The following is a 23,121-nucleotide window of genomic DNA, read 5'->3' on the forward strand; positions in this document are numbered from 1 at the left end:
CCGGCGGTCACTCCTCGATACCGGGCCACTCGGCGTACATATACTCTGCGTACCTACCTGCAGCGCCGCGATTAGGCACTGCTTCAGATCCATTCAACCGTGCCGAAATGACTTGTCCAACTGCGTTACTGTCCCTAAAAGTACATCTCGCAAATTCGCCGTTATCGGATATGATCGCTTCTTCAGCCAAAGGATAGTCATCAACATTTGTTGCTAATGATTCCTGCCGAGAAAATTCATCTTTTGCACCTTCAGTTTTATCGTAGATATTCACCCACATGAAAACACTCAGATCTGAGGTTCTCCAAACCCGGTCATAATCTTCGTATTCTTCGTGTCTGGGCTCCAAATCCTGATCGGGCCAGTCTTCCCCCACCTCATCGGGGAGTAACGTCTCTTTTTCCCCTGGTTCGTATTTCGGCCCGCCCGAGAAGCCACTACACCCCGCCAGCGCCGATATAGCGACGGCCGCACCCGCCAGGTACTCACGTCTTTTCATTAAGCTCACATTCACATACCAGTACCAAATATCCCCTGATTGACCGTTAATACCTACAATAATGGCCATTAGTAGCCAACATTTTGGGCGAATTGAGGATTAATATGAAAATCGACATTGCAAAATGTCGTTGCTGAATATAGAGCAGGCATTCAGCAATTTCCCATCGCATATCTCGTCATTTATGCGATATGTATTTAAATAAACAGCCGTACTGACTATTTAAAAGAGGTATCAAATGACTACGCCAGAATCACCGGATGGATATACCCCGTACAAGAAATACTCTCCCCATAGGTTAGTTCTGCTCCTTATAATAGCAATTCTACTCACAGTTGCTGGTTTGGTCATCTTCTTAGAAGATGTCGTTCTCTACCCGCAGAACAATGTCAAACTGATCGTTGGTGCAGGTATAGCAATTGTGGCCACGATCTACGTCCACGAATCGCTCCACTACCTCGCCAACTCTGCTATAGGCTACGACCCAGTTTTCGTATGGCCAAATGCTGTCTACGTTCCAGAGGTGTCCCTTGACCTGTGGGAGATTACGGTTGTGCTGTTAGCTCCACAGTTCCTTTCGGTCACCTACACGGTGCTTCTAATAACAGGTGCAGTCAATGACCTAGCGATAGTCGTCGGTTGGGGATTAATCCTCAATCTCGGCGGAGCTGCATCTGACGTGTTCTGGATTGTGCGACGGCTGACCTGGCCTGCTGAAACGAAAGTGGTTGTCGGGGACGACAAAAAGAACTACGTAGCATTTCCTAAAGACTCGCTGTAATCCGGCTGAGGGTTACACTATTGAACTGATCTCACAGACCAACCTTCGTGCTGAATTCGCGCCATAGATCGGTCAATGGAAAGGTAGTACTTTGGGCCCTCGTCTCGCTTTTTTCCATATGTATTGGAGCGAGGAAGAGGTTGAGGACTACATTCGATACCCGAGTGAGGGAAGTGCAGAGGAACTTGGTTCTCCCATTTATTTCATTGGCCAGAATGAACTTGAGCAAGATGGGTTGATGGAGGATTTAACCAATGATCTTGAGGAAAAGGGATACGATTACGCACCGATCAGACCTTACAATTCAGGGGAGTACTATGAGTTGGAGACCGGAGAAGTCCACTCTACCGATGAGGGTCAGTACGTCGGGTACAACGAGATAATGCTGTACTGTATTAATATCTTGACCGAGTATCCTTTTGCGTTGGCTACGCATCCTGATCGAGATTCTTGGCAAATTGTGACGCCTGCTGATTTGAATACGAGGACAGCAAAGGAGTTCTTGTTCACCTATTATGCAGAGATGGCGAAGGCAGTATCCGATCTGATCAAGGAGAACTATACTATTGATGAGCTCCAGGAGATCTACGAGGATGCACGTCCAGGAGGAGGGGCGATAGGTAGATGGAGTGACGCCGTCGACGAGAATGTGAATCTTCACCCAGTTGAGTTCATGTCCATAGCGGACCTGAAAGAAGTAGTTCGGGATAACGAAGATCTCCTTGATGAACTGGATTTCCGCTCGAAGACTCAATGTAAGCAGGCGTTCGACACGGTTGAGAAGTACCGGAACAAGGTGATGCACGGGAACCGTAGCGTAATCTCCAGCGAAGAGGATGTTGGGGCTCTAGTCGAGTCGATTGAGATATCCTGTGATATCGCGATCAACGTTGGCGGTGACGGTCCCGGATTAGACATCCCGCCCTGAATCTCGATTCTCCGCCAGATGACGACTGGCAAGATGCTGGATTCGAGCGTTCTATTCAGCAACGATCATTTGATGGTGAAATAGCATGTCCGAGAATTCAGGGGGAAGTCGGACATTTTGCTTACAGTTTCGAAATGGAATGCTGAATACAGACCATGGGCCTTGTTTAGACGCTCGAAAACGGGCGGTTGAAGGCTTCTCTTTTGATTGGCCGTTAAGTGGGATCGCAAACTGCAGTGAGAAAAACTTCGAAAACGTCACAAACCGACATCAGTAAATGAATAAACGGCTTGAATTAAGTGAATTATCTCACCATGATCCCGATTGGAAGCCCAGGGAGCGCGTCAGAAGCTCTGCAACCTCCGAAATTTGGCGTCTAAACAAGGCCCAGACCATGTATTCATCACGACGGCTAAAACCTATCACTGGCCGAGGATCACAACATAGCCAAGGGGGAATCAACGACCTGTCTTCCTCAGAATCATCAGTCAATGTCGAACTCGGACAGATCGACTTCCCGTCGAACCCACTCCTCAAAGGCAACATCAATCAGGTTCTCTAATGAGTCGTACTCAGAATTGTTGGTGACCGTCTCATCGACCTCTTCAGGTAGCTCATCAACATCGGTCATTTCTTCAAGCAAAACTGAAAGCGCCTGCTCTAACTCGGCCCGGGAGTCAAAATCGGTATGGCCACGTACAACCTCGTCGGTGAACAATGCTGGCGCGCCGATGTAATTCAAGGCAATATCGATGATATCTTGGTCAGCCCACTCTTCCAATGAGTCTCGCTCGTCCTGCTCCAGTTCCACCGAAACCTCAGCAAAAGACTCAGTGATGTCGTCCACAAGCCGTTGCATCCCCTTCATTTCCGCAACGTGGACTGTCGAGGACTGGTAGTTGATGAAGGCGAACGTTATCTGGGCCAAGGACAGCGCTGTCAGTTGACCGGGGCGACTTAATCCTGCGTTCGACGGCCCAGCTAAGAGAAGGTCAGGTTGTTCCATATCCGGGATATTGAGAAGTCCCAGCCGGTCGAGCGTGCCCTTAGATCCGCCGTGGACGGATTCGCTGGCCAACCGGTAATACGGTTGGTAGTGGCCTAGATCCACGGCGTCCTGCAAATCTCTGATTGACGGTCCGCCGCTACCATCGTATGCTTCTGCAGCCCATCCGGTGCCATATCCGTTGTCGTCGAAGTCTGAACCAAATCGATCCACGAGCTCATCCTTCCCTTCCTTCAGCGATTCTATTATTTCATCTTCAACTTCATCGTCTCCGAGTTCCTCGGCGTGATCCTGATACGTCTGTGCGAAGTAGTATTCCCACAGATACCGATAGTGTAGGAATCGTTTCGCGGTGTCTGTCCCTGCCTGTTTGATGAAGGAGGCGGTGATCGAGATTTCGTGGAGTGACCGCCACCGGGCGAATGCACCGTCGGCAAAACCGCCCTTGAGCAGATTGTGGATCTCCATTGAAACTTGGACGGCTCGTGCGTGGAGGCGTGTCAGGGCGTCAAAGGCAAAATCTTGCTTTTCTGCAGCCTGGAGGCGGTGTTCGGAGTTGATTGCCTCGCCTGTTTCTTGGGACCAAACGATGAATCGTTCGAGCAACTCTAGGGGTACGCCCCAGCGTTGTTCGATGCCGCTTTCAAATTCGGCCTTGGTTTCATGGAGCCGTCGCAGACCTTCATCGTTGTCTCGCACCTGATGGTACATGTCCTCTCCGAGGCTATTGATGACTTCGCTGGTGGCATCCGCGATATCGTCTTGTGTGATGTCTTCTTCTACGTCTTCTTCCTGTATGGTTTGGCGAAACTGGTCTTTGATCGCTTTGAGGAAGGGGTCACTGTCGTTAGGAGGCATACTGGTCTGGTCTTACGTGAATTTCTGCGGAGAGGATTGATGGAACTTTGGGAGTAGACGATCAGAGCTACATAATCCAATAAGCCTATCTGGCTCAACTTTCCTGGGATAGGGATTTATTTTGTGCCGGAAACTTTCCCAATTTATGGGAGACCTGAAAGCGACTATTGATGACCCAGAAGGCGGAATCATAGCCAGATTCTATGAAACACCAAATGAGAAGCATGACTTCGAAATACAGCTTGTGAGCGAGAATGATAGAATTCACCAAGTCAATGTGAGAAGGCCTATTACGCCATCAAAAATCGAGAATGAAGTTATGGAATTTTTGGAATCCATTGATAGCCCCTATGCTGATGGAGATTGGACAGTCGAAATGAGTTAATTTTGTAGCTTTCATCTAAATGTTTTCTTCAGCAAATGCATCAGGTATTTATCAGCGGTCGATTGTACCCAATTTCGATAATAGCTATAATATAGCAATGAAATCCAGAGCCGGCATTTTTTGGCAATAAATCCTTACTGCCGACCCCGTGATGTGTGGCTGCTACGGAATCCATTTAAGCCCCTATAGAGACTAGATTTTGTCATTTACTACTTACCAGGAGTATCCCATTAGATATCTATTGGTTTATTCTCTTCCAGAGTCTTTAGCACATCTTGGGTGCGACGAACGCGATCAACGTGATCCTCAAGATCCTGTTTGTCATGTACTAATGCCCGTGTGGGATGCATTACTTTGTGCCGAAGATCATTCAGACCTCCCAAATGCTCATCAAATTGGCTGCGCGACGAAAATCCGAAACTCCCCCGTATCTCCTCATTCTTTCCTCCCACTTTCAACAACGAGGATAGATTCATGTGTTCTGTGATGTGAATCTCCAACTCGTCAATTTTCGCTCTATACCAACGTTCTATCTCTGTTTCCTTCACCCCTGGAATAATTGAATTCGGGTAATGTGATTTAATCAGGTTGGAAAGTTCAATTTCAAATTCAGAAAGGACATGATAGAACAACTCTCGTGAACGTCGTTTGTTTACATCTGCCAAAGTTAGAATGTGGTATCTTTCTTCATTAAACCATAATATATCATTGACTTGCTTCTCGGCATAGCTTTCCTTATCAGAGAGCTCGTCCAGTAGGGAGTCTGATTCCTCAACAACTTCACTTGCAGTATATGTTTCACCCATAATATCGTAATTTGATTCACCAGACGGCACAAAATCTTGATCTCCTTCGTCGGGATATTCAAAATCCATGAATAGGTCAACAAGCAGAAAAGGATGCTTTTCAAGTCGCTCAAAGGCAGCCATCATTGAGAGCTCAGGCGGAATATACTGATCCTCGTCAATATCCCGTAACTCCTCATCAGTTACATGATAGTATTTATCCGAAGACGGAATAGGAATATATGTGAAGTTATTTTCCCGATAGTGGCTGCGGTTCGATTCGTATGATTCTATTGTCTCTGTATCTGCTTCTGAGATAATACCTTGAGCACGAAATTGGTCAAGGGACAGCATAGTTTACGACACTGGTTGAACGATATTATTGTTTGGTGTAGAATCACAAGGAAATCTAAGCCGCTTTTTGACAAAATAATTTTCAGACTCTATGATTTGTTACACCGATATTACCTTAAGCATACCTCGCCACCAAATGGCCAAAATGGGCAATAGATACGAACAACTGTGGGGAAAATCCCAACCCTAGAACGCCCCTTCATGCTGGAGAATTAATAACTTATAGTCAATGCCCAGTTTTCATAGATCTCTCGAGATATCCCCGGCGAATTTTCCAAATGGGATGCGATGAACGCTTCGTAGCGGATTAACCGTCAGTTTTTGTTAGTGCCCTGATGCTCCCTTCTGACAAGTTCTGCATACAGAGAGTAGAATACAGCATGACGACTTCGCTTGTTTCCTCTTTGAACCCGTTTACATCTTTGCTACATGAAACCATGTAACTCAATTATAAGTATCTCGCAGTCCGTCATTTGATAACGAGATTCACCGATGACATCGTACCGCATCGTGTGCACGGAACAGGATCCGCCTAGTGAACCGCACGACCAGGCCCACATCGTTGCTGTCGGTACGGGGAATGACCCCGACAAGGCGAGTCGACGCTGGGAACTCAACGAAGTATTAGTCGCGATGGATGGCAATGACGAGTTTTACACCAAAAGCGAGTCTACCAGCCAGACGGCCGAAGTCCATAAATACGAGTGCGGAACCTGCGGCCAAACCACACTTCGTTCCACCGCCGACGAAACTGAAGATAACAACCTCAATAACCTCCGCGAATGCCGAGGCTGGGGCTAACATGGTCTCGGTGGGCATTCCTTGACACCGGCTTGTATCTTCGACTGAGTACCAATCTCTATAATGTTAAATAACGGCGTGATTAATTATGTCGGGTAAAATTCCGGATGACATTCCTGACGATATTGATAAAGAGGAATATCTTGATTTTGTCATGGAGAAGGTCGAGGAGGATCCGCTTCTTCGCGACCTGATGAATGCGGTACACAAGCGTTTCTGGATCGAACATGAGCTATTTGATGACGATCTGTCAGTGGCACTCGACTTGGTCCAGGTCATCATGCTGACGTCCTATGTGAGCAAGGTGGAACTGGATCATTATCTCTCGACTAAGGAAGGACGCCAGGTATTGGACCAAGTAAAAGTAGATTTTGAGCGGGGAGCGGTCTCTAACGATTTGGAAAAACGGTATCAGCGGAACGCTACGCCGGTGCTTGACGAAATTGATGAGTATATCGAGGAGACGCGTCGGGATCTGTTTGGCGACAGTTACGAGGAGATCGTGGAGATAGAAGAATCGGACCGAGACGATAAGAATGAGATCCTTGAACGGTTACGCGACCCGATTCTTGAGGATCCAGAGAACAAAGAATTGGTTGATAGACTCTCCATCCTGAGAAATACGAGAAGCAGGGTGGAGAGTTTTCCATACGACAAGTCCGATCTCCAATCTGAGATAGCGACGATTGACGGAGATGAGTATCGCATTCATAAACATTATGCCCTCCAAATTCTCAAACCGAGGCTCTATACCCAGCTTTACAGGTTTGAAGAGGAGTATGAAGGTTTCCCGCTACGGTGGTTAACGGATCTCACGATCCCACAGGCACGGGCAGTATATCAGAAGTACAAACAGGGCGACTTCGATGAGTCATTCGTCGTTGACGAGGTTGAACGCGAGGGGTACTTCGATGATTTGCTGGAGGAGGTTGCGAAGCTCCCATCGTTTCGCGAACGCGAGGACCTCATGCAGGAAGTGGTCGATAATTATCGCGATGAGCGGTACGCCTCAGTTATCAATCTCATCTTGCCCCAGACCGAGTTTCTCCTCTGGATCTATGGAGCCTACCTAAACCAGCAAGCGGGAGAGACCATTTATCTCAATACTGACTACGACAATTTTTGGCAGTTCAATCCCCGCGATCACAACGACCTTTCCCTGCAAAGTGTCAACGGGAACGAGATCCAAAAACCTCGCATCCGCGATCTTGTCCAAAACACCGCAGTGCAGGACTATTTGAACGAAGCAATTTCTGAATACTTTGTTGATGAGTTATACGAGGAACGTAATCCGATCCTCCATGGGAACGTGGCTGATTACCATTCCGATTTGGAGGCCGCAAAGAAACTCATCTTTTTCAAAACCATTATTGAACGTGTCACCGACCAACTTCGTGACGACATCGTTGACCAAATCTATGATGACCTTCCCGACGACTTTCTACCCGACGACCAGTAGTTCACCAAACATCATGTGATAAGATAAACGAGTCTTGGTTCAGACAGTGGTATCTCTATATTTTCTATCAAGTCACTATGTATGGATGTGCTGGTGGAGGTCGTCCATCGATTCGGTTAACACACCTTGTAACTCTTCATTTGGTCGGTGTGCCTGGTTGGATCCATCCCGTTGTCTACTACCGCGACCTCATTGGCGTCCCTGACTTCAGTTTTGACCTACACAATCGGGTCATGCAGTTAGGCTGAACCGTATTTAGCCCGGACCACGCTGGCGATCTGCCGCTCGATCTACTGTGGTAACCATATGACTGATACGCTCCTTCTATTCATCTCGGAGATGTTGTCGAAGACTAAGTAGTTTCAGCTAAATGTGGACATATCATGGGTGGAAAAGACCCGTTGCAGGATCTATATGCTGATGAGGAGCCATACGACAAACAGAATCTGAGCCAGGTGTTAGAACCTTACATTAATATTGATCCTGACAGTGGCGAGCCCGTTTTTTCTTTGGAATTCGAATCACTTGAGGCGGAGGAGAAGGTAATTCTGTTCTTGGTTTACAAACGTGTTGCAGCCGATTTAGAGGAAATATCCGGAGATAAAGTCCCCCAGAGTGTAGTTGCAATCTCGGAAGAAACGAATGTTGATGAGGGAGAGGTAGATGAAACAATCTTCACATATAATTTCATTGTTGAAGAGGATTCCTCGCAAGACGTTTTGATTCCCAAACACCGAGTGGCTCCCGCTATAGATTACGTGAGTTAATATGTCTGAGATTCAAGAATTAGTTCGCGAGCTCCAGGTGATGGGTGATGAGGAATTTGAATACTTCGTGGCGGACCTTTGGGCCGCTCATGGGTGGCAAACGGAAGTCACGGATGTGAGTAGAGATGCAGGCGTGGATGTCATCGCTCGAAAAGACCTGCCTGTGGATCAGGAAATCGTAATCCAAGCCAAACGTTATGGTAATAATTCAACAGTTTCAGGACCAGATATCCAGCAATATCATAGTCTTAAGCGTCAGGAAGATGCGGATTCAGTGGCGGTAATAACAACGGGTGAGTTCACTTCGGACGCAGAAGAGCGGGCAGATGATCTTGATGTGAAATTGGTGGACGGTCCCCAACTCGCACGTCTGGTTAAAGAATCCGGGGGAAAAGATGTTATTGCGGATTACAGACGATCAAATACAGGACCAAGAGAGGTGGCCCAAACTGTCTCGGAATCTGTTTATTCGCTACCCCACCTGATTTTCGGGACTCGGGCTGACGAAGGAAACCGCTTCTTTGGGATCACTCCGTTTGGATATCTCATACCTGTTAGTGTCGTCGTGTTATTGAGCTGGCTAGGGATGATTTATCCTTCATTACCATTGGCTTCTGAAACTTGGTCCACACTCGGTTGGTTATTTGTTCCGGCAGGAATGGCCCTCCTCATTGCTGATAATAGGGGAGTAGCGATCCCGTTTACGTCTAAAAAGCTGAAAAGGGGGGCGTGGGTGGTACTATCGCTATTGACTCTTGGGTGGGCGTTAATTGCGTATGTATTGTTCGTAATTGAAGACGTGACAATAGAATAGCCTTCAAATAATGATCTGACCCTCCTTTGGTTATGGGACTTCTTACTGATTTAGACCACAAACCCACAATGACACACTATTGGAGTTGTTGTAGGGATTTTCGGACCGGAGTGATGCGGGCTCGATATTGCAGGATCTAAGCAGGCTGTATCGACAACACTCCGATGCTGAATTATCGCTATCTAATCAGCAGGGAATTATTGACGGTAGCTACGTAGGTTGGGATTCGATCGTAATCTCGACTGAGAAGAAAATCTCTATAGGATGGGGTCTACTTCGAGTAAAGAGGAGTTTGGAGACCACGAGAAGTCACCACCCAGAAATGGAATGGAAATTTGTTGGCTGCCTAATGGGACCCGAGTTCAGGGCATAGATGAGAATAGACCCAATTCATCTGCATTCAGATTCGACCCGCGATGAACGATTCATCACGGAATAACCGTTAGAATTTAAAGTGATAACCAGCCCAGCTGGAACTCGGCACTTCGTATGTTTTCCGTGTGAGTCTTCGGTTGAAGAGTTACGCGGATCACCATGCCGACCAATTCGGTATTTACTCGTGAGCCAGCCTACGAATTTCTCGATCACTTCCTTCTCATGGAGATATTTCTCGCTCTATTTTCTTTTCGATCAACTCGGGGCGAAGTTTCCGCTCATCATTCACGGGGATGGTCACTTCGGGATGTCTCTGATGTTGTCGTCCCAGCTCTGGCCGCGGGCATCGTAAACTGGTTCGCCGCGGTCCAGGTTGTCAATCTGATCAGGGTCCTCCGGGTCGAGTTTCCAGTCGAACAGCCCTAGGTTCTTGTGGTTGTGCTTCACGGAAGTAGACTTCAGGACGGTGACCACATCCTTCTCGTAGGCCCAGCGGAGGATGGCTTGGGCCGGCGTTCGGTCACGTTTTATCGTCAATCTCCAGAATCGTATCGTCATTGAGGAATTCGGAGCGGGCCAGCGGTGAGGCGGATAGCTGGTACCATCAAAGGGATGACACGTCTATATTGCGGACCAGCGTCCGTTCGAGGAGGTCTGCGGATTCCCGATATTGTTGATCTCGGTTCGAATATTTCGACCTTCACACTGCGTTTGAGAGGTAGGAAAAATCCGATTAGAAAGTGAACGATTTTCGGCCCAAATTACAGATATAATGCTCAGCTGTTGGGGAGATCGAAGATACCATCTGGTACTGCCTTGTCGACGATAATCGAGTTCGGACGAGTACAAATTGCCTTGATCCGACCGTATTGACGGGTCGACAGTATCTCTGTTTCATTACTACATGCTGAGCGGTAGTTATCGTAGGCGTCCTGATCGTCTTTCTCCCCGACACTCACGATCACATAATCGGGATCCATAGCCTCCACGGCCTCTCTATGGAAGCCATCCTTGCGTCCGTGATGGGCCGCTTTTAGCACATGGACGTCTTTGAGAACTTCAGGTCCCCAGTATTCTAAGATTTCATCCCACACTTCTTCTTCGGCGTCTCCAGGGAGCAAGATTGAGCGTGACCCATGTTGAATTTTTAGAACGTAGCTGTAGTCGTTATATTCTGGCTCTTTCCGATTGCCATTTTGTTCATTAAGTTCCCGAACAAACTCAGGGGATGGATGAAGGATCTCGATATTGTCGTGCTCCCAGTATTTCTTTTGTTGCCCTCGAGTCGGCTGGATATTGTCGTGGTCCGTTTTTCCCTCTCGAATGTCTTTATAGAGTTCCCAATCGGCCCACTCATAGACTTCATACCAGTCGTCTCCATCACGTTCGCGGTTGTGATCGGTATCCCAAAACACACTGAATCCAATTTCTTCATCAAGTCGATTCAACCCCGATAGATGATCCATATCTGGATGAGTTGCGATGAAGCGCCAGACCTTGTGCCTCACCTCGTCAAAATTCTCGTTGTAATACCCGATTGGATCATTGAGATACTCCTGAGCGTACTCTTTTGGGCTAATTTGACTTTTTTGCCGAATTCCTGTTGAGCGGCTTTGTTGCCTGTCCTTCACAGGAAATTGAAGATAGTATTCTAGACTGTCGATGTCGTCTTCTTCGACATAGTCCTTCTGCTCTGGCCAATCGTTGATATCGATAACAGATATTCGTCCTTCGTCCCGATGCTGATCTCCAGGGTGCCGAACGATAGTACAATCACCGTGGTCGACGTTCAAAAAATGAACCTGGAGATGATTATAGAGCATTAGATGTGAAAACGCACCAATCCCGTATGTTTCTTTTGCGGTGACAGTTCTTTTTTCGCTTTATCCGAACCTCCTAAGCGGCCGGTTAATCTAATGAATGTATGGCTGCTGTTGAAATCTATATTTGGGACGTCGAGCGGGGGGATGCCATTTTCATAAAAGGGCCAGAACGTAACGCGATTATCGATCTCGGTCAGCACGCGAACGGCTTTTCGCCCAGTCGCCATATTCATACACAGCACGGTGTTGACTCGGTTGATTATCTGGTACTCACGCATCCGGATGAGGACCACATCGAAGATCTCCCCGAATTTCAATCGTACTTTTCACCTGAAGTAGTCGCTAGACGTGACGAAGCAGACAAGTACATCAGAAGGCGGAAAAACGACCTCTATCCCGACCGTTCACACTATCAGGCTGTGACGGAGGCCTATCTGACACTCACTGACACTTACGATCAACGAGCGACCTTTTCACCGAGTAAGCCTTCCTGGAATGGCGGTTTGACCTTTTCTCATCACATCCTTTCATTAGAAGAGGCTGGAACGGCACCGATCGAGGGCTTAACGGATAATGAGACGGTGAACCTCAACAATCTGAGTATCTTGACGGTCCTTGAATTTGGATCGTTCAAACTTGTCACTGCTGGCGACCTTGAAAAGGAGGCCATCGAAACTCTTCTGCAAAAGTCCTCGGTACAGGATGACTTACGTGGTACGGATGTTCTCATCGCACCTCACCACGGTCGTGAGAGCAGCTACACTCCGAAATTATTCAAGTATACGACGCCAGATTTAGTCGCGATCTCGGACGCGAAAGCCGGGTCAACGAATGCAAGCCAGAAATACAGTGCGCAAGCAACTGGTGCTACCGTTTTTCGACGGTCAGGATCAACCACTAGTCGGAGTGTTGTCACGACTAGACAGGATGGTGTCATCGATCTCGGAATTGACGACGATGGGTACCGTGTACGAATCGACTGATCAACTTTTACACTCGTCAATTTCTACCAAGTATTTATAAATCGTCACACGCTAATGACAGTCAATGACATCTACGTTTGATTCCGTACAGAAAGGTGGTCTCGGTGACGGCACTGAGGTCCAGAATGTAGTTCCCACTGCCAAGACGTCATCAATGGGACTTTTCGACGACATTCAGGAACCTGCAGCGACTATGGCTACGTCGAAGCAGCAGTCTAAGCAACCCTCGTTGGGTGAGGCTATTGCGGGCGCAATCGTCCTGGTCGGGGGAGCGTGGCTCGCTGGTGAGATCCTCAGGGAGATTTTTGGGTCCGGGGCAGATTTGACTGCCGTCGAACAACAGATTCTCGCGTCGGCATAATCCCATTTTCAATCAAGTGTGTATCTCAATAGACCCTTCTGTGCTGCATATGAGATGATATATAGGTTATCGGACTATCCGTTGTAACAAGCTATGGCTCTTGAGCGAAGCTTCCGAGCACTGGGATTCTATGATGTCATCACAAATCTCGTTCCTGGCGCGCTCTGGGTCGGTGCTCTCATTATTCTACTCCAGGTTGATCAGCTGATACAGGGCCTTCCCAATGGTGTGATTGTCGGCGGATTTCTTGCACTAGCATATGTAACCGGCCATTTACTGCAGGCGCTGGGCAGTTGGACTGATTCACCCACAACCTTCGGTGATACACTCGCCGCGATTCAAAATGAGACGCCAGCTACGGCGCCGATCTCAATTACTCACGTTGAAGAATCATTTTTGACGTTATGCGAACAACGGTTTTCGCTACCATCTGATTTTGACCATCACGGAAAGCTATTGAAGATGGTTCTGAGTTATCTTGCGACGACTTCCTATACGCGAGCCCTGCGGTTTCAGGCACTCTATTCCTTTCATCGGAGTATGTGGGCGGCATCATGGTCCCTACTCGTAGTGATCGCTATTTTTGGTCTCCTTAGCATTCTTGGACATGTAATTCTCCCTTCACTTACCGTAACTGGTGGTATTACCATCGCTGCACTTGTTGGCGTCGCAGTCTTTTGGAATCGGAAAAATAAGTTTGATAAAACCTTTGTGAATTACCTGTTCATCGATTTTTATAATGCCCAGCAATCGACTGTATCGGAAAATCTGACACCGGGAACTGAGGCTTGATTATTGATTAGACAGTAGTTTAACTGCTCTGACGTCAAAAATTCGGGATATCACTTGAGGACGTGACTTGCTAATCTATTACGCGGAAGTCTTTGAGCCGGTATTTTCCTCCATGTGCTCTATGAAGTCGAATATTATATCTCTCGTAAGTAGGAGCATTTCCTTCCTTGTTTGGCCTGGCAGTTCAACATAATCTCCGTGGCGACGTGGGTCGGCAAATTCCTTTATGTCGCGAATTGCATCCTCATCAACCGACAGCGTCTCTCTCAATGCTTCCCAGGAATCAGACTTACTTTGTTCATCAGTATGAAAATACTGCCTGATAGATTCGATTGCCCTGTAGCAATAGAATCCGGTTTCATGATGCGATTTCATTGCTAGAATATAATCAGCGAGACTCAACCGTAGAAGCGTCCCTGATTCCCCATCGTAGAGTGTCATTATTCTGCGCATATTGTCAAGAATCTTTCCGTCAGGTTCGACATCTGCAAGCTCGGGAATGTTCGATTCAAATGTGACGGCTTTGCCGTCTGGTAACTCTACCTGAGATATTTCAGCGTCAAGAACTCTCCCGGTAATAAAACAGATGGGGTCTATAATACTTTGGAGCAAATTTTCTATTAGATTTTTGAATGAGTGTAAATCTGCCAGTGAGACATTCAGTTGATAAACAACAGCAACTTCCGAATCCTCGATAAAAACCTTAGCTTGACCTGGATGCTTACCTTTGCTGACGGTTGTTTCCAGTTCTGTGGGAATGTCTAGGTTTGCTTGATGAGGCCGGATCTCGCCATAAAAAATATACTCTTCTCCCATATGTCTCCATAATAGGTTATTAGCCTTAGAATTGGTCCTCAATTGGTTTTTTGGGAGTTCGTAATTTACTCCGATTTGATTGGATATCTGGTCGAGATATTTCAAAAGTTGCTTTATGCCCTATGTGGTCTGCGTTAACCTCCTGTATATTGATGTTTTGAATAGAATATTGGTAGAGTCTGATGCTAAATATGCGCGATCTATTCAGCAAATTCAGTTTGTACTCATTCAGATAATATCAAAACCGGACTGCTGTATATAGACCATCTATTCAGCAACAACTTCGATATCCCTAAACTCGAACCGGGCCCCTCCATCTGCTCCTTCAGTCACGTGCACTTCCCACCCATGGGCTTCGGCGATTCGCCTGACAATCGCCAACCCGAAGCCTGTTCCGTCGGGCGTATTCGAATGGCCAGGTTCGAACACCGATTCGCGTTCGTCTTCTGGAATGCCAGGGCCGTCATCCTCCACGTAGAACCCATCAGGGAGTGCTCCCACTCGCACGACCACGTCGTCCCCACCATGCTCAACCGCGTTGCGGATGAGATTCTCCAATAGTTGCCGAAGGCGGCTTCTGTCGGCTTGTATCGTTTGATCGAGATCAACAGCAACTGTCGCGTTGGCTGTATCGAAATCCTTCCAGCACGTTTCGATAAGACTGCCAACATCAACAGGTTGCATTTCGCTTACTTGTTGGCCATCTTGGGCAAGTGTCAGCGTATCCTCAATCAGGTCGAAACTTCGCTCAATACTTCTCGCTGCAGTATCCAATTGATCGCTATCATACTCTTCTTGAGCAATGGCTATCCGTCCTTTGGCGACATTCAACGGATTGCGAAGGTCATGGGAGACAACACTAGCAAACTCGTTGAGACGCTCATTTTGTCGCTGCAATTTTTCCTCTCGCTTTTGCTGTTTTGTCATCTCCATAGAAGTGATTTTCCGACTGATGATGAGATGTTGTCCAGGGACGATATCGGTTTTCGCCGTATATTCGACTGGATTCACTCCCCCGTCCGCACTGACAATCTTCATTTCATCACGTTTCATTTTGGCTGCCTGGATCTCGCCCCATTCGGCTTCGAAATCGAAATCGTCCGGCAGGAAATCCTTCATCGACCGACCGACCAACTTCTGTTTCTCCACTCCGTATATTTGGGTGGCTTCTTCATTCACATCCAGAATGCGTGCCTCGTCATCGGTAATCGTCATGCCATCCCCGGCTTTCTTGAAGGCAGCTTCGTACTGAACCAACTCCTCCTCCCACTTTTTCCGGTCTGTGATATCAGTAATGATACCGGTCATCCGCCTGTTCCCGTTGGCACTCTCATGCACCTGACCACGGGCTTCGACCCAGACCTGATTGCCGTCCTCTGGTCGGATGCGGAACTCCGTCTCTACCCGTCCGTCAGACTCGATAGCCGCTTGGAAGTCTCTCACTACTTTCTCCCAATCTTCAGGATGGACATACTCGGCGAAGGCTTCGATGCTCTCCTCAAACGTCTCAGGATAAAACCCGAACAGTTGTTCCATCGTGTCGGACCAGTGTACCGTATTGTTCTCCAAATCCCACCCCCAGACAGCCGAATCTGTTCCAGCAAGGACGATGTTGAGCCGTTTGGTGAGTTCTTTGACCTCTGACAGGTCCCTAATAACACCGATGAAACCCGCGATTTCGCCCGCAGGATTCCGCAGATAGAAGATATTGGTTTCTCCTGGGAACGTCTGGCCTGACTTCGTCTCATAGGTTACCGTGTACGTAAACTCGGGATCCCCTATATGTCCCTCAATCGCCTCCCCCATGGCCTCATATTCTTCCTCGCTTTCATACACGTATTTCGTGTGTTTGCCTTCGATTTCTTCGAGTTCATACCCGAACAGATCTTCGAATGCCGGATTGCAATTGATGATTTCACGGTCGGTATTAGCGACCAGAATCGCATCCTGTATGCTATTGAAAAGCGACTCATAGCGCTGTTTCTCTGTGTGGAGTTGCTGGTTCAGATCGCGTATCTTCTGCTCGCGCTCTTTGACTTCCGTTATATCCTGGCCTGCCGCGATTATCCCAGTGACGGAGTCCGAGGCGTCCCGAAGCGGTGCCGCCGAAATGCTCAAGTGTACTGGAGTCCCGTCTTTTCGCTCTCGTTCTACTTCCAAGCCGGTTATCGTTTCACCGGTTACCACCCGCTCGAACCGCTCTTGGAATCGTGAAGATTGCTCGTCGGTGAAAAGAGCCAGGGATTGTAGTTGCGCTCCGATAGTCTCCTCCGCTGGGTATCCGAATGCGTCTTCGGCAGCTTCGTTCCACAGAATGACAGTCCCCGAGGTATCTAACACCCAGATTGGTTCGGGGGACAGTTTGATGATGCCTTCGAGGCGCTGCTTGGTTTCCTGGAGTTTCCGCTCCCGTGCTTTGCGCTCGGAGATATCAAACTGGATTCCCACGAAACGAAGCGGGTCCCCTTCATCGTCTCGGTCCACGATTTTTCCCAAACTCTGTAGCCACATCCAATCGCCCTCGGCCGTTTGCAATCGGTACTCAGTTTCAAAGTATTCCGTCTCGCCTGCAGTGTGAACGTCCAATCTAGCCTCCATCTGTTCACGGTCGTCGGGGTGAATACGCGTTTTCCAATCATCGACGTGGTGCCCGAATTCCTCCTTGGTGTAGCCGAGCATCTCGACATACTGTTCGTTGAGCTCGACTTCGCCAGTGGTCATGTCCCAGTCCCAGACTCCCAGTTCAGCAGCCTCGACCGCCAGTTCGAAGCGTTCCCTGAGATTACGAAGGTTACGTTCGCGCTCCTTCTGCTCCGTAATATCTCTGCTCTCTGCGATAAACCGGTCTTTCCCGTCGAGTTCTAAATGAAGCAAGTGGACTTCAACGGGTACCGTAGACCCATCCCGACGTTCATACCTCCCTTCGAATTGCCGCCGTTCACCATGATCGAAATCCGAAAGCAGTGTTTTCACATCCTCCGCCTCAACCTGCTGATCAAGCTCCCAGATGGGTGTCCCAAGCAACTCGTCTTTATTATAGTTTAAATCCTCACAAAGCCGCCGGTTTACATCAAGAATGGTACCCTCCGGGTCAAGCACATCGATCATATCCGGCGAATTTTCGAAGAGCACTTCGAGACGAGCAGATTTTTTCCGGAGGCTGGTTTCGCGTTTTTTCCGCTCGGTAATATCCCGGCTAACAATGAGATGCTGACCGGGGACGATATGGCTTTTCGCAGTATATTCGATGGGGCATATCCCGCCGTCACCCGTAACGATTTCCACCTCATCGCGTTTCATTTCAGCGGCTTTGATTTCACCCCATTCGGCTTCGAAGTCGAAATCCTCGGGGAGGAATTCCCGTATCGGCCGACCAATCATTTCCTGTTGGTCGACTCCAAAAATTCGAGCCGCTTCGTTATTCAGATCCAGAATGTGGCCTTCATCATCGGTGATTGTCATACCGTCGCCGGCCTCTTCAAAGGCTGATTTGTACTGATCACGGGCTCTGACCAAATCGTTCAGTTGCTTTTGAGCCCCTTCTGATGGGGTTTTCGGGACTAAAACCGACAGTGTCGTCCCTTCTTCTGTGGCGGTGGCATCGATGAGGCCCCCTTGGCTGGTCACGATCCAGTTCGTCAGCCACAGTCCCAACCCACTGCCATGCAACAGGGGGGTCTCCGATCCTGACCGAAAAACTGAGGCGTCCTGCTCTTCGATACCCGGTCCATTGTCGGCGATTCGGATCTGTATATCGTCGGGATTCGCCTCGATTGTTATGTCGACGCGGGGGTTATCACCGCTGTGCTTAATGGCATTTTCGACGACTTCCTCAATGGCACGTTTGAAACTCGGAAGCACTTCGGCCGTGACCCCTTCATCTGGCGTCTCGACTGATATTGTCGCAGCGGAATTCTCCTGTCTCATCTGCGTGGCGATCTCCTCAACAAGGGCCGGGATATCGGCTGGTTCGGGGTTGGCGTCGCTGGAGATTAATTGGTCTAGTACACGGGCTTTCTCGCTGAGTTCGATGAGACTGTCAATGGTTTTCAGGGCTTTCTCCCCATAGTTGGTATCATCCAGCTTTTCAGCCATCATTTGAGTATAGCCCCGAACCACGGAGATGTCGTTACGCAAATTGTGTCGCAAGACTCGATTGAGGACGATGCTGAGGTTTGTCTGGCGTTTGAGAGCCTCTTCTTGGTTTTTCTTTTCGGTGATGTCAATGACCGCGCCCCTGTATCCCTCGAAACCACCCTGATCATCTCTGAGAACTTTCACACTGTCGGAAACCCATCGGGTCTCACCCTCTGCTGTGCGCACCTGATATTCGAATTGGTTGATTTCTCCGACGGCGTCCAGCGTATCAGCGTACCGCTTATATTTGTCAGAATCCACAAAAACATCGTCTTCGATGCTGTCGACGGCCTCGCATAACGCCTCCCCACTTTCGTATCCAAGCAGATCCGCAAATGCCGGATTCGCGAGGTCGTACTCGTCAAGACTCTCGGTCGCCGTGTAAATCCCTTCGTGGGCACTTTTGAAGAGCCGCTGATACCGTTCCTCCATCTCGGACGCCAATTCGAGCGTGCCCTTGGTCGTTTCCTTCAGTTCGGTTTGGAGGGATTCTTTTGCTTCACGCAGTTGTTCGTTTTCGGCCTGAAGATCGTCTATCTCCTGTGAGAGCGTTTCCAGTTCTTGGTGTAGTTCTGGGCTGCTCCGTGCTTTCACGCTCTTCAGGATTTGTTCAATCTGGTCGGTCATTGGTTTGGGTGACGACGAGGGCCGTGGCATCATCGTCGGATTTGCCATACTCTTCGAGCAATCGGTTCGCCAACGTGGCGGCCGATTCCGGTTCCCCGTTTCGGATATCCTGCCACTTCCACCGGGTCGAGATCCCGTCGGAGAACAAGGCAAGGGTAAACGATGGCTGCCAGTCCCGAGTGACAACAGAAACTTCCGGATTGTTTCCCCCGAGGACGCCACGTCGAACGATGAATCCGGTCCACTCGGGCCCGGCTACTCTCACGTTGATATTTCCAACGTTGGCAAACGTGATCGTCCCAGCCGTCCAATCGAATTTTGCGAGGGCCATCACGACACCGCGAGTTCCGATGCAGGCCCTGTCAACTCCTCGAAAAATCGAATCTAATGACCTCTCCACATGGGACTCGACGTACTCACGAGCAGCAGTTGACGCTTTGTGGGCGCGAGGCCCATGGCCGAGGCCATCAATGACACCTACAAGGGTCGATTCGTTCCACGACTTGGAGACAAACGAATCTCCGTTTGGTTCGCCCTCCGATATTGGCCTCGTTGCGGCTCCAATCGAGACTGGAATTTGGTTTGCTGCTTCTTGGCCGTCAACGTTGTCTGGTTCTTCCTCGGTGGTGAAGTCAGCGCCCATCATTCCCACTTCCTGATCCGAATAGTGGTCCCCTCACCTGGTTCGGTCTCGATCTCCATATCGTCCATAAGCGTCTGGGTCCCGGACAATCCCCGTCCCATGCCATTCGAGGTGGAATATTCCCCATCGAGGGCAGCCTCGGGATCGGCAATTCCCGGCCCCTCGTCCTCGAAAACGAACGTGAGGCCGTTCCGATTCTGTTCGGGAATCCGCTCCCATTCCATCGACCCTTCCCCGGCATACAGATAGATATTCCTGGCGAGTTCGGAAACGGCCGTCACGATCCGGGTGGTATCGGTCGTCCCAAGGCCGATTTCTTCTGCTACTTCACGGGCTGTCTGACGGGCTTTGAGGATATCGTCCTCGGAATCGATTTCGATACGCCCAGTGTGATTGCTCATTCTGGGTCCCGGTTAACACCTAATATTTCCAGTGCCTGGTCAGTTGAGCGGGCTGTTTCCACGTTACCGAGACCATAGCCAAGTTCAGCAGCGGTGATCGCAACTTCGGGTCGCATCCCGGCAATGACGGTCGTTCCCCCCATGAGGTCGATTAATTGTGCTGTCTCGGATATGTGGCGAGCAAAAAACGAGTCCATCAACTCGACTCCTGAAACGTCGAGGATAACGCCCTCCGGCTGTGACGTATCCATCGCCTCCAGGATCGTTTCTTGTAACTCGTCGATGATTTCGTCCTTGGGATTGTTGGGGAAGGTCCCCAACAGAATGTCGTGAATCCGAACAACATTGGCACTGTTTTGCAACATCAGTCGATAGATACCTCCTGGAGTTCGAGTGCCGTTTTGAGACCGTCCTGCAGTGACGACCGCGTTTCGACATCGAACGCGACCCCGAGTTTTACGAGTGTCTGGGAGATGTCCGGATTAAGCCCCGTGATGATGGTTTGGCCGCCCATCAGCTTGACCGCGTGAATCGTGTCGATAAGGTGCTGGGCTGTTTGCGTATCGACCGAATCAGCTCCGGTAATATCGATGATTGCAATCGAAGCCCCTTTTTCGGCAATTCGGTCCAGCAGTGCTTCTGTGAACGTTTCTGCCTCAGCGGAGCTCAACTTGCCGATGACCGTCGAAAGCAAGATCCCATCCCAGATTTCAACAATGGGCACAGAGAGTTCCTGGGATTTGTACGATTTCTTTTGACCTTCTGCCTCTTGGTGGGGTTCAGCGATCTCCCGACCAATGCTTGCCACTGCACCGTCGTTTCGTTCCGGAGTATCGATTTGGGCCCATTGGAATTCGTACGGGACACGATTCCCAGTCTTGGTTTCGAGTTCCGTAGAAAATGTGACCCTTGCCGAATCCTGGGTCACGGTATCTATAGCTTCGTTCAACCGTTCTCGCTCGGTCTCGGGGACGAGAGCGGGTACATTCAGCTCCGAAATCTCTTCATCGGAGTATCCGGTGACGTTTGTGAATTGAGTGTTCCAATCGGTGATCCTGCCTTCTGGTGTAAATACGTAGAAGAGGTCCCCAAGGGAGTTGATTGATTCTTCGAGTAATTCGGGGGGAATATTTTCTCTCATATATTTCATAACTGTCTTTAGTCAGATAAATACTGTCACCATTATAGCATATTTGCATGGTATGCCATGGAATGAAACCCTCTCGTTGAAAACTACCCACCGGCGAGAATTGTCCTGTTAACCGATTACTGAGTAGAAAACTATCCTCGCTGGTTGCTGAATTCGCGCTATGTATTCAGCACGGTCGAAATAATTCATATATATTTTGAAGTTTTTAATCTTAAACTTCGACTTCGAACCACGAATGCATCAAACTAAAACCCCAAATTGGGAAATTAACCAAGCAGGAATTTTCTGAATCGATCTTTTCGTTTGATCACGTTTCCAAAGGCCACGTTCTCTTTTGCTTCAGCCATTTCGACAGAAACTCGATCTCTCACCTTCGTATCAGGAACGATTACAACATAGCCAGGTCCGACTCGGGTAACGAAAAGAAGACGAGCCGATCATCGCCTTCTATTTCGAGCAAGAAATCAACGGCAACCTGGAGGGGAAGATCGTTTCCTTCCATCCAGAGAACCTCGACTCGAATCCCACGAGCGTGACTCCGCTCTCCAGCCTCGAGGACTCTCGGTTCAAAACGGACGTGTGACCTACCTATGCTTATCTCCCGAACTGTTCACTATCCGACTTCCTGACATCATTTGCTGTATCAAACGATAAATCTGAATCGTCGATTTCCTCGGCAATGTCGTCAGGGATGTACTCGGATTGGTCAGCTGGATCAACCTCATACCCATCGTATAGTTCGATACCACGAACTGAGCCAACATCCGCTGGCTCGATACCACCTTCATCGAGAGCAGCTCGAATCAACCTTGGCGAGAGTGGGATACGATACTCTTCTTCGACTTCCATTGAAAACGGGTTATAGGCGGTGATCTTCGTCATATGACCTTCTTCCCATTCAGAGAAAGCATACGAAACCGCTGCCTGTGGATCGCCCTCTTGTGGATACCGAATCACAGAAATCAGGTTTTCGCGATTGGTTTTGAATGTGCTCATTGTCTTCCTCTAACTGTATAATGAGACAAATCAAAAAGGTAGGTAAATCATATTCGATCCAATCCATCGTCGTCGTCGTTCTCTTGCTGGTTTTTGGCCTCCATGAATCGGTGCGAGTCTATCATGTCCGACCGTTACGAAACCAGTACCACCGAAGCCCAAATCACAGTCACCGACACGAAAACTGGTGTCGAGCACAAATTCGCAGAAAGAACCACCACCCTCGTCTACGACGGCCCGCTCCCTTCGGCACCTGATGCAGTCAGGGACATAGCTCGAGATTTCTCCGGCAAACCCGTCCAGGAGAAAACCCCGGCGCGTCTCTAAATCCCATCCTAAATCGTTTCCTCAGTTATGTCTGCGACGACGAGCTCGGACCAGTACAAATCCGTGACGTCCAAGAACCGGATATTCATAGGCACAGACGGGAAGGATTCGACCACCACTTCATCAAATCGGAAAGCACAATCATCGTCATCGACTCAAACGGTCACCGAGTCAATCGGGTCGAGCAAGTGAGCGCAAATTCCTAGATCAAAGCAATCAAAGTGCGTTACGGATAGCAGAACCGCGAGTTGTA

General features: G+C 48.8%; 22 protein-coding genes. 10 read left to right on the forward strand and 12 right to left on the reverse strand.

The features are described from left to right. Nucleotides 1–7: 7 nt before the first annotated feature. Nucleotides 8–568: a hypothetical protein gene (locus RH831_RS10960; RefSeq protein ID WP_310554244.1), complete on the reverse strand. Its 561-nt coding sequence runs from the start codon at nucleotides 566–568 to the stop codon at nucleotides 8–10. 169 nt (nucleotides 569–737) lie between these two features. On the opposite strand from RH831_RS10960, the gene RH831_RS10965 reads away from it, so the two are divergent. Further along, the gene (locus RH831_RS10965; protein ID WP_310554245.1) at nucleotides 738–1,280 is read left to right on the forward strand and encodes a metalloprotease family protein; all 543 of its coding nucleotides are present in this window, start codon (nucleotides 738–740) and stop codon (nucleotides 1,278–1,280) included. 118 nt (nucleotides 1,281–1,398) lie between these two features. Continuing rightward, nucleotides 1,399–2,208 carry a hypothetical protein gene (locus RH831_RS10970; RefSeq protein WP_310554246.1) on the forward strand — a complete coding sequence of 270 codons (810 nt, stop codon included), beginning with the start codon at nucleotides 1,399–1,401 and terminating at the stop codon, nucleotides 2,206–2,208. 484 nt (nucleotides 2,209–2,692) lie between these two features. On the opposite strand, the gene RH831_RS10975 is transcribed toward RH831_RS10970, so the two are convergent. Next, entirely contained in the window at nucleotides 2,693–4,072 is a 1,380-nt protein-coding gene (locus RH831_RS10975; protein WP_310554247.1) for a DUF5677 domain-containing protein, read from the reverse strand. Nucleotides 4,073–4,217: 145 nt separating this feature from the next. Here RH831_RS10975 and RH831_RS10980 point away from each other — a divergent pair, with 145 nt between their 5' ends. Further along, nucleotides 4,218–4,457: a hypothetical protein gene (locus RH831_RS10980; RefSeq protein WP_310554248.1), complete on the forward strand. Its 240-nt coding sequence runs from the start codon at nucleotides 4,218–4,220 to the stop codon at nucleotides 4,455–4,457. 230 nt (nucleotides 4,458–4,687) lie between these two features. Here RH831_RS10980 and RH831_RS10985 read toward each other — a convergent pair whose 3' ends face one another. Beyond that, the gene (locus RH831_RS10985; RefSeq protein WP_310554249.1) at nucleotides 4,688–5,596 is read right to left on the reverse strand and encodes a hypothetical protein; all 909 of its coding nucleotides are present in this window, start codon (nucleotides 5,594–5,596) and stop codon (nucleotides 4,688–4,690) included. Between the two features lie 492 nt (nucleotides 5,597–6,088). On the opposite strand from RH831_RS10985, the gene RH831_RS10990 reads away from it, so the two are divergent. From RH831_RS10990 to RH831_RS11005, 4 genes are all read left to right on the forward strand, one after another. Continuing rightward, nucleotides 6,089–6,397, forward strand: coding sequence for a DUF3892 domain-containing protein (locus RH831_RS10990; protein ID WP_310554250.1), 309 nt, complete (start codon nucleotides 6,089–6,091; stop codon nucleotides 6,395–6,397). A gap of 88 nt (nucleotides 6,398–6,485) precedes the next feature. Next, nucleotides 6,486–7,856 (forward strand): hypothetical protein, encoded by a 1,371-nt coding sequence (locus tag RH831_RS10995; protein ID WP_310554251.1) that lies wholly within the window; start codon nucleotides 6,486–6,488, stop codon nucleotides 7,854–7,856. A 383-nt stretch (nucleotides 7,857–8,239) separates the two neighbouring features. After that, nucleotides 8,240–8,623 carry a hypothetical protein gene (locus RH831_RS11000; protein WP_310554252.1) on the forward strand — a complete coding sequence of 128 codons (384 nt, stop codon included), beginning with the start codon at nucleotides 8,240–8,242 and terminating at the stop codon, nucleotides 8,621–8,623. Nucleotides 8,624–8,663: 40 nt separating this feature from the next. Next, nucleotides 8,664–9,437 carry a restriction endonuclease gene (locus RH831_RS11005; RefSeq protein ID WP_310554253.1) on the forward strand — a complete coding sequence of 258 codons (774 nt, stop codon included), beginning with the start codon at nucleotides 8,664–8,666 and terminating at the stop codon, nucleotides 9,435–9,437. A 672-nt stretch (nucleotides 9,438–10,109) separates the two neighbouring features. Here RH831_RS11005 and RH831_RS11010 read toward each other — a convergent pair. After that, nucleotides 10,110–10,370 carry an aldo/keto reductase gene (locus RH831_RS11010; RefSeq protein WP_310554254.1) on the reverse strand — a complete coding sequence of 87 codons (261 nt, stop codon included), beginning with the start codon at nucleotides 10,368–10,370 and terminating at the stop codon, nucleotides 10,110–10,112. A gap of 218 nt (nucleotides 10,371–10,588) precedes the next feature. Then, a complete protein-coding gene (locus tag RH831_RS11015) occupies nucleotides 10,589–11,635 on the reverse strand; it encodes a hydrolase (protein WP_310554255.1) in 1,047 nt (348 codons plus the stop codon). Between the two features lie 101 nt (nucleotides 11,636–11,736). Here RH831_RS11015 and RH831_RS11020 point away from each other — a divergent pair, with 101 nt between their 5' ends. The 3 genes from RH831_RS11020 (at nucleotide 11,737) to RH831_RS11030 (ending at nucleotide 13,771) form a co-directional block, all read left to right on the forward strand. Beyond that, the gene (locus RH831_RS11020) at nucleotides 11,737–12,618 is read left to right on the forward strand and encodes an MBL fold metallo-hydrolase (protein ID WP_310554256.1); all 882 of its coding nucleotides are present in this window, start codon (nucleotides 11,737–11,739) and stop codon (nucleotides 12,616–12,618) included. A gap of 64 nt (nucleotides 12,619–12,682) precedes the next feature. Next, nucleotides 12,683–12,979, forward strand: coding sequence for a hypothetical protein (locus RH831_RS11025; protein ID WP_310554257.1), 297 nt, complete (start codon nucleotides 12,683–12,685; stop codon nucleotides 12,977–12,979). A gap of 93 nt (nucleotides 12,980–13,072) precedes the next feature. Further along, nucleotides 13,073–13,771, forward strand: a complete 699-nt coding sequence (locus RH831_RS11030) for a hypothetical protein (RefSeq protein WP_310554258.1) — start codon at nucleotides 13,073–13,075, stop codon at nucleotides 13,769–13,771. A 78-nt stretch (nucleotides 13,772–13,849) separates the two neighbouring features. Here the strand turns inward: RH831_RS11030 and RH831_RS11035 are convergent, their stop codons facing one another. From RH831_RS11035 to RH831_RS11065, 7 genes are all read right to left on the reverse strand, one after another. Next, nucleotides 13,850–14,587: a hypothetical protein gene (locus tag RH831_RS11035; protein WP_310554259.1), complete on the reverse strand. Its 738-nt coding sequence runs from the start codon at nucleotides 14,585–14,587 to the stop codon at nucleotides 13,850–13,852. Nucleotides 14,588–14,854: 267 nt separating this feature from the next. Then, a complete protein-coding gene (locus RH831_RS11040; protein WP_310554260.1) occupies nucleotides 14,855–19,351 on the reverse strand; it encodes a PAS domain S-box protein in 4,497 nt (1,498 codons plus the stop codon). Next, nucleotides 19,335–19,994: a SpoIIE family protein phosphatase gene (locus RH831_RS11045; protein ID WP_310554261.1), complete on the reverse strand. Its 660-nt coding sequence runs from the start codon at nucleotides 19,992–19,994 to the stop codon at nucleotides 19,335–19,337. Before RH831_RS11045 ends, RH831_RS11040 begins: the two co-directional genes overlap by 17 nt. Then, nucleotides 19,994–20,395 (reverse strand): anti-sigma regulatory factor, encoded by a 402-nt coding sequence (locus RH831_RS11050; RefSeq protein ID WP_310554262.1) that lies wholly within the window; start codon nucleotides 20,393–20,395, stop codon nucleotides 19,994–19,996. The genes RH831_RS11045 and RH831_RS11050 overlap by 1 nt, the downstream gene beginning before the upstream one ends. Continuing rightward, entirely contained in the window at nucleotides 20,392–20,760 is a 369-nt protein-coding gene (locus tag RH831_RS11055) for an STAS domain-containing protein (RefSeq protein ID WP_310554263.1), read from the reverse strand. Before RH831_RS11055 ends, RH831_RS11050 begins: the two co-directional genes overlap by 4 nt. Continuing rightward, complete coding sequence (locus RH831_RS11060; RefSeq protein WP_310554264.1) at nucleotides 20,760–21,536, reverse strand: STAS domain-containing protein; 777 nt, start codon at nucleotides 21,534–21,536, stop codon at nucleotides 20,760–20,762. Before RH831_RS11060 ends, RH831_RS11055 begins: the two co-directional genes overlap by 1 nt. A 603-nt stretch (nucleotides 21,537–22,139) precedes the next feature. Next, nucleotides 22,140–22,541 carry a hypothetical protein gene (locus tag RH831_RS11065; RefSeq protein ID WP_310554265.1) on the reverse strand — a complete coding sequence of 134 codons (402 nt, stop codon included), beginning with the start codon at nucleotides 22,539–22,541 and terminating at the stop codon, nucleotides 22,140–22,142. Nucleotides 22,542–23,121: the final 580 nt, after the last annotated feature.

Source organism: Halodesulfurarchaeum sp. HSR-GB (genome assembly GCF_031432215.1).
GTDB lineage: Archaea > Halobacteriota > Halobacteria > Halobacteriales > Halobacteriaceae > Halodesulfurarchaeum.

Excerpts from the sequence above, each read along its gene's own strand:
- RH831_RS10960 (WP_310554244.1), bottom strand. The coding sequence starts at position 568 with ATGGCCATTATTGTAGGTATTAACGGTCAATCAGGGGATATTTGGTAC.
- RH831_RS10965 (WP_310554245.1), top strand. The coding sequence starts at position 738 with ATGACTACGCCAGAATCACCGGATGGATATACCCCGTACAAGAAATAC.
- RH831_RS10970 (WP_310554246.1), top strand. The coding sequence starts at position 1,399 with ATGTATTGGAGCGAGGAAGAGGTTGAGGACTACATTCGATACCCGAGT.
- RH831_RS10975 (WP_310554247.1), bottom strand. The coding sequence starts at position 4,072 with ATGCCTCCTAACGACAGTGACCCCTTCCTCAAAGCGATCAAAGACCAG.
- RH831_RS10980 (WP_310554248.1), top strand. The coding sequence starts at position 4,218 with ATGGGAGACCTGAAAGCGACTATTGATGACCCAGAAGGCGGAATCATA.
- RH831_RS10985 (WP_310554249.1), bottom strand. The coding sequence starts at position 5,596 with ATGCTGTCCCTTGACCAATTTCGTGCTCAAGGTATTATCTCAGAAGCA.
- RH831_RS10990 (WP_310554250.1), top strand. The coding sequence starts at position 6,089 with ATGACATCGTACCGCATCGTGTGCACGGAACAGGATCCGCCTAGTGAA.
- RH831_RS10995 (WP_310554251.1), top strand. The coding sequence starts at position 6,486 with ATGTCGGGTAAAATTCCGGATGACATTCCTGACGATATTGATAAAGAG.
- RH831_RS11000 (WP_310554252.1), top strand. The coding sequence starts at position 8,240 with ATGGGTGGAAAAGACCCGTTGCAGGATCTATATGCTGATGAGGAGCCA.
- RH831_RS11005 (WP_310554253.1), top strand. The coding sequence starts at position 8,664 with ATGGGTGATGAGGAATTTGAATACTTCGTGGCGGACCTTTGGGCCGCT.
- RH831_RS11010 (WP_310554254.1), bottom strand. The coding sequence starts at position 10,370 with ATGACGATACGATTCTGGAGATTGACGATAAAACGTGACCGAACGCCG.
- RH831_RS11015 (WP_310554255.1), bottom strand. The coding sequence starts at position 11,635 with ATGCTCTATAATCATCTCCAGGTTCATTTTTTGAACGTCGACCACGGT.
- RH831_RS11020 (WP_310554256.1), top strand. The coding sequence starts at position 11,737 with ATGGCTGCTGTTGAAATCTATATTTGGGACGTCGAGCGGGGGGATGCC.
- RH831_RS11025 (WP_310554257.1), top strand. The coding sequence starts at position 12,683 with ATGACATCTACGTTTGATTCCGTACAGAAAGGTGGTCTCGGTGACGGC.
- RH831_RS11030 (WP_310554258.1), top strand. The coding sequence starts at position 13,073 with ATGGCTCTTGAGCGAAGCTTCCGAGCACTGGGATTCTATGATGTCATC.
- RH831_RS11035 (WP_310554259.1), bottom strand. The coding sequence starts at position 14,587 with ATGGGAGAAGAGTATATTTTTTATGGCGAGATCCGGCCTCATCAAGCA.
- RH831_RS11040 (WP_310554260.1), bottom strand. The coding sequence starts at position 19,351 with ATGACCGACCAGATTGAACAAATCCTGAAGAGCGTGAAAGCACGGAGC.
- RH831_RS11045 (WP_310554261.1), bottom strand. The coding sequence starts at position 19,994 with ATGGGCGCTGACTTCACCACCGAGGAAGAACCAGACAACGTTGACGGC.
- RH831_RS11050 (WP_310554262.1), bottom strand. The coding sequence starts at position 20,395 with ATGAGCAATCACACTGGGCGTATCGAAATCGATTCCGAGGACGATATC.
- RH831_RS11055 (WP_310554263.1), bottom strand. The coding sequence starts at position 20,760 with ATGTTGCAAAACAGTGCCAATGTTGTTCGGATTCACGACATTCTGTTG.
- RH831_RS11060 (WP_310554264.1), bottom strand. The coding sequence starts at position 21,536 with ATGAGAGAAAATATTCCCCCCGAATTACTCGAAGAATCAATCAACTCC.
- RH831_RS11065 (WP_310554265.1), bottom strand. The coding sequence starts at position 22,541 with ATGAGCACATTCAAAACCAATCGCGAAAACCTGATTTCTGTGATTCGG.